This window comes from Mycobacterium sp. (assembly GCF_052144515.1).
In the GTDB taxonomy this organism is placed as follows: domain Bacteria; phylum Actinomycetota; class Actinomycetes; order Mycobacteriales; family Mycobacteriaceae; genus Mycobacterium.
In genome coordinates, this window is the sequence record NZ_JBKQQD010000551.1 from 1 (window position 1) to 4,498 (window position 4,498).

General features: G+C 66.8%; 6 protein-coding genes and 1 pseudogene. 3 read left to right on the plus strand and 4 right to left on the minus strand.

Annotation, left to right across the window (positions count from 1 at the left end; translation table 11 throughout):
* Positions 1-10 precede the first annotated feature (10 nt).
* The 4 genes from ACLP9N_RS37205 to ACLP9N_RS37220 form a co-directional block, all read right to left on the minus strand.
* The gene (locus tag ACLP9N_RS37205; protein ID WP_442412082.1) at positions 11-1,054 is read right to left on the minus strand and encodes a helix-turn-helix domain-containing protein; all 1,044 of its coding nucleotides are present in this window, start codon (positions 1,052-1,054) and stop codon (positions 11-13) included.
* A gap of 557 nt (positions 1,055-1,611) precedes the next feature.
* Complete coding sequence (locus tag ACLP9N_RS37210; protein ID WP_442412083.1) at positions 1,612-1,755, minus strand: hypothetical protein; 144 nt, start codon at positions 1,753-1,755, stop codon at positions 1,612-1,614.
* Positions 1,756-1,852: 97 nt separating this feature from the next.
* Positions 1,853-2,773, minus strand: a complete 921-nt coding sequence (locus tag ACLP9N_RS37215; protein ID WP_442412084.1) for an IS3 family transposase — start codon at positions 2,771-2,773, stop codon at positions 1,853-1,855.
* The gene (locus ACLP9N_RS37220; RefSeq protein WP_442412085.1) at positions 2,770-3,081 is read right to left on the minus strand and encodes a transposase; all 312 of its coding nucleotides are present in this window, start codon (positions 3,079-3,081) and stop codon (positions 2,770-2,772) included. Before ACLP9N_RS37220 ends, ACLP9N_RS37215 begins: the two co-directional genes overlap by 4 nt.
* 206 nt (positions 3,082-3,287) lie before the next feature.
* Between ACLP9N_RS37220 and ACLP9N_RS37225 the strand changes: the two genes are divergently transcribed.
* The 3 genes and pseudogenes from ACLP9N_RS37225 to ACLP9N_RS37235 form a co-directional block, all read left to right on the plus strand.
* Positions 3,288-3,407 carry a helix-turn-helix transcriptional regulator gene (locus ACLP9N_RS37225; RefSeq protein WP_442412086.1) on the plus strand — a complete coding sequence of 40 codons (120 nt, stop codon included), beginning with the start codon at positions 3,288-3,290 and terminating at the stop codon, positions 3,405-3,407.
* A gap of 175 nt (positions 3,408-3,582) precedes the next feature.
* Positions 3,583-4,017 (plus strand): DUF7144 family membrane protein, encoded by a 435-nt coding sequence (locus tag ACLP9N_RS37230; RefSeq protein WP_442412087.1) that lies wholly within the window; start codon positions 3,583-3,585, stop codon positions 4,015-4,017.
* A 142-nt stretch (positions 4,018-4,159) separates the two neighbouring features.
* Positions 4,160-4,498, plus strand: a pseudogene (locus tag ACLP9N_RS37235) (IS1380 family transposase); the annotation flags it as partial.

Sequence of the window (4,498 nt, forward strand, 5' to 3'; positions counted from 1 at the left end):
ACCTCAGAGCTCAGTTTGCGGCTGCTTGGGGGCGATCCGTTCGGTGGCTGAGGGTGTGTCTGGGTGACTCGCCGAATAGCGCCCGATATTGGGCAGCGAAGCGACTGAGGTGCCAGAAGCCCCAATCGGTCGCGGCACGGCTAACGGCATCGCGTAGGCGGGGTCCTTCGACGAGTTCGCGCCGTACCGCGTTGAGCGCGGCGACACGCAGGTAGGCGGTGGGTGACATCTGGTAGCACTCGTAGAAGGCGGAGCGGACTCGCCGCTCTGACACGCCTGACGCTTCGCAGAGGTCGGCGAGTGTCACGTTCTGGTACCGCCATTTCCTCGCGTAGTCCTCGCAGGTACGAGCGATCTTTGCGCTCGTGAGGCGAGCAGATTGACACGGCGGGCTGCGACTCGAATCGCCAGCGAGCGAGCGCGCTGCGATCTCGAGGAAGGCCCGTTCAATCACGTAGGCTTCGTGCTCTGTCAGCGCTGCGTCTTTGTGGTGGTCGATGGAACACGAGAGGAGATCGAAGGCTCTGCTCAGGCGGCCCCGATCAACGACTGGAGCGACACGGAACTCGCCGTCACCGGGAAGGTGCGACTTGATACCAAGTGCGGTCGCTGTCCGTTCGAGTGCGCTCCGGGCGATAGATAGTATGCAGCACTTAAGGGGCGCTCCACTCGCGCCCGCCACCTGGGCCGAACCTCCGAAGGCGAGGAGATTCCCCGGTATTAGCGGTTCGCCATTGAGCTGCCCGGTGCCAGTTCGATTCACCGGCGCCACCAACCAGACGCGATCAGCAACCGTCTCGCCGCGAAGTGCGAGCGGGACGGAGCAGTAGACGGCATCAGCCACGAGGGGGCCCAGATGGGCGCGTATGAGCTCGGCGTGGATTGCGCCCGGTCGCACCAGAATCGGAAGGATCCCGCCGGTTCGGCTGGCATCGAGGAACTCGTCAGTCGAAGTGATCACCCGCCGGCTGACGGTACCCCGCATCCCGCTACCCGCAGAACCGGCATGCTCCCGATCGCGGTCTGAGGCGCGCATGGCCTGATCGCCCGTCATCTTCGGCCCCCTCTCATGAGCTGCCTCGTCTGCTCGTTGCCACGGCTAGCCCTGCGACCGGAAGCGCTTGGTCCACTGAGGACCGACAGCGCCCATACCGCTTCCCAGTCGGCGAGCCGACGCCGGCCAAGTACCCACCGCCCGGCACAACAGCATGATCCCGAGCGCCACGGTGGCAGTGACCGCAGCGGTGGTCTCGTGGGAGTACTTTTGCCGGGTGGTTTCTCGCCGCGGCGAAGCTGTCTACCTGCTCCCAGGGCTTGCTGACCGTGTCGCCGTGCGGCGGTTAGCCGGGCCGCTGTCCTAATCGTGGCGGCGTTGAACTCGATGATTTGCGAATCTGCGCAGGCAGCGTGCGCGACCTTGACAACACCGAAAACTCGGTGAGCAAAGACGGCTATCGAGGTGGGCTCGGTAATCCGGCCTTCCCTGCCGCACTGCCAGCATTCGTGCTGTGCGGAAGCATCCTCTTGCAGCTGCCCGAGATTTTCCACTCCGATCAGTGCTCGCACCTCGCCGCCCGCCCGGATTTCATGCATGGCCTTCGCGCTGTGGAGTTAGGCGGTGCGGTTGGCACGGCTGCCGTAGGCGCACAGCCCGTACATCGCGACCACGTCTGCCGCGATGATGGTCAGCGACCAGATCAGGTTGAAGCAGCCGATGATCACCAGCATGACCGACACGAAACACGACCGGGCCATAGCCGTGACCTTCCGCCTGGCGCCCGCCCGTGCCCCGGGCTGGCTGGGTTGTTGCCGACGTCATCGTTCCCCCTGTGTCGCCGGAGCCGCCGGGACCTTAATCCAGTGCCGTCCTACTCTCCACACGATCCCCACGTTGCCCCGCGAGGGCATCGGCCCATCTGGATGAAAACAACTCGGCGGGACTGCGGTATCCCAGGGTGCTGTGCAGCCGGGTGCCGTTGTACCAGCCGATGTAGTCCACGATGGCCTGCCCGGCCATGTCCCGGGTCGGCCAGGCCCGCAGGTCGAGCAACTCGCCTTTGATCGAGGCGAAGAAGCTCTCGGCAAGGGCGTTGTCCCAGCACTGGCCGGTGCGGCCATGAGACAGCGTCACGGCATAGTCGCTGGCCAGGCCAGCGAACTCGGCCGAGGTATATTGGCTGCCGCGGTCGGCATGGAAGATAACCCCTGGTGCGGGGGTGCGGGCAGCGACGGCGTTGCCCAGGGCGGCCGCGACCAGTTCGGTGCGCAGGTGATCGGCGAAGGCGTAGCCGACGACGCGGCGGGAGGCGACGTCGATCACGGTGGCCAGGTACAGCCACCCCTCCCAGGTGCCGATATAGGTGATGTCCCCGCACCAGCGGGCGTTGATCTTGCTGGCGTCAACGGTGAAGTCCCGCCGGATCCGGTCGGCCCGGGCGGCCGCGGCCGGGTCCGCGAGGGTGGTCTTCTTCCACCGTTTCGGTGCCCGTCCGCAGATCCCGGCGGAGCGCATCAGCCGGGCGACGCGCTTGCGGGAATGCCGGCGGCCGCGGCGGCGCAACTCGGCATGCACCCGCGGCGCACCGTAACGGCCCTTGGATTGCTCATGGACGGCCTGGATATGCCCGGTCAGATCGGCGTCCTCCCGCTCGTGCTGCGAGGGGCCGGCCAGGTGCGCATAGAAGGCGGCACGGGAGACCTGCAGCAGCGCGCACGCCCGCGAGACGTTGCGCCTGCCAGCCTTCTCCGCCTCGATGAACGGATACACCGTCACCGGGTCTCTCCGGCGAAGAAAGCCGTGGCCCGCTTGAGGATCTCGACATCCTCGCGGAGCCTGCGGTTCTCCCGCCGCAGCTCCGCCAGTTCCTTACGCTCGGCGCTGGTCAGCCCGCCGTCCTGCCGGGTGCCGGCGTCCCGCCCAGCCTGCCTGACCCACTCCCGCACCGCAGTCTCGGTCAGGTCAAAATCCCTCGCGACCTGGCCAATCGAACGATCCCCCCGCTGGCACAACTCAATGATCTCGGCCTTGAACTCCGGGGTGAGCGAACGGCGGCGCCGGGGCTTCTTCCCCACGCTCTCCATGATCGGACATCCTTCCGGGGGCGAACCCCTGATGATGGATGTCCGTCAAAGCGGGTCAGGCCCACCTCCGCCCGGGTGACCGCCTCGCTGCGTGAGAAGGCCCCGAGTTTGCGGTAGATCGGGTTCACCCCCGACTGACCGCTGCCGAGCTGCGCCTGCTGCCGCTCATGTCCACCCACCTGTCGTTCCCCGAGATCGCCTAGGAGATGTTCCTGTCCACCTCCACGATCAACACGGAGGCGATGTCGATCTACCGCAAGCTGGGCGCCTCCTCACGAAACCAGGCCATCGCCCGGTCCCGTGAGCTCGGCCTCCTGGAGGGGTAAGCACCGGTATTTCATCCCATCAAGTGGATGGAACCCGCCCCGCCAGCAGGTGGACTGGTACCCAACGGCGAGCGGAGGCCGATCGGCCCGAGCCGCGCACAACGGGATCGATAGCGCAGGTGAGTAAGGGACTGGAGTCAAGATTCCAGCGACTGCGACGCCACAGGAGATCACGATGACGTCGTCAACCACCCAGCCAGCCCGGGGCGCAGCGGGGCGGCATGCGGAAGGCCAGGGCTACGGCCTGGTCCTGTTCGCATCCGTCCTGCTGGTGATCCTCGGCTGCTTCAACCTGATCTACGGCATCGCCGCGATCGCCAACTCGCACGTGTTCACCGCCAACGCCCACTACGTGTTCGGCAGCTTGCGCACCTGGGGCTGGATCACGCTGATCATCGGCGTCTTGCAACTCCTGGCGGCGGCCGGGGTGCTGGCCGGTAACCAGTGGGCGCGCTGGTTCGCCGTGGTGGTGCTGGGGCTGAATGCGATCGACCAGATGTTCTTCATCCCCGCCTACCCGTTCTGGTCGCTGATGATCATCGCGGTGGACGTGGTCGCGCTATACGGGCTGTGCGCCTACGGCAACCGCGCGAACCTGGAAGCCGTCTAGGACCGCACGGTGCGCGACATCGGGGCGAGCGTGGAGGTGCGGGCGCTCACCGGGCGGCCTGATCGCCCGGACGGACTCCTCCTATTACAACGGCAAGGCCATCACGGCCTGCCGCGACCTGGGCGCCTGCTTCCCGGTCACGATGCGGACGGACCCGAAGGTGCGCCGCCGCATCGCCCAGATCCCTGATGACCAGCGGGCCGCCATCAAGTACCCGCACGCGATCTGGGACGAAGACGAGAAGGCACGGATCTCGGATGCCGAGGTCGCCGAGATCGGCTGCACCGCGTTCACCTCGGACAAGGCCCGCACCGTCACCGCCCGGATGATCGTCCGGCAGGTCCGGCGCCTCCACCCCAGAGCCGGCCAGGGCCAGCAGATCCTGCCGGGGATGCCCGATGAGATCACCTGCCGCTGCCACCCGGTCTTCACCGGCAGCCCGCACCCGATGCCGGAAGCCGAGGCCGGGCACCGTGACCAC

Excerpts from the sequence above, each read along its gene's own strand:
- ACLP9N_RS37220 (WP_442412085.1), bottom strand. The coding sequence starts at position 3,081 with ATGGAGAGCGTGGGGAAGAAGCCCCGGCGCCGCCGTTCGCTCACCCCG.
- ACLP9N_RS37230 (WP_442412087.1), top strand. The coding sequence starts at position 3,583 with ATGACGTCGTCAACCACCCAGCCAGCCCGGGGCGCAGCGGGGCGGCAT.
- ACLP9N_RS37225 (WP_442412086.1), top strand. The coding sequence starts at position 3,288 with ATGTTCCTGTCCACCTCCACGATCAACACGGAGGCGATGTCGATCTAC.
- ACLP9N_RS37210 (WP_442412083.1), bottom strand. The coding sequence starts at position 1,755 with ATGGCCCGGTCGTGTTTCGTGTCGGTCATGCTGGTGATCATCGGCTGC.
- ACLP9N_RS37205 (WP_442412082.1), bottom strand. The coding sequence starts at position 1,054 with ATGACGGGCGATCAGGCCATGCGCGCCTCAGACCGCGATCGGGAGCAT.